Consider the following 253-nt stretch of genomic DNA (forward strand, 5'->3'; position numbering starts at 1 on the left):
ACATTGTGGAGTGCATGGAGCGCACGCACCGTGCGCATGGAGGAGCGGCAACGCGATCTCCAGAACGTCAGTGCCACCGCATTCAGCGTCATCAAGGAATACGGCCAACTGGCGCAAGACGGCAAGATGCCGGTAGAAGAGGCCAAGGCCCAGGCCATCGCACGTTTGAAAGACATGCGCTACGGCACCGACGGTTATTTCTCGCTGTCGAGAACCGATACCGTTTCGGTCATGCACCCGTTCAAGCCTGAGA

At 58.5% G+C, this 253-nt stretch carries 1 protein-coding gene; it reads left to right on the forward strand.

The features are described from left to right. Nucleotides 1–36 precede the first annotated feature (36 nt). Nucleotides 37–253: cache domain-containing protein (locus ACVA58_RS28365; protein ID WP_446513566.1), on the forward strand; the 217-nt coding region annotated here is incomplete at its 3' end.

The organism is Photobacterium sp. DNB22_13_2 (genome assembly GCF_052873915.1).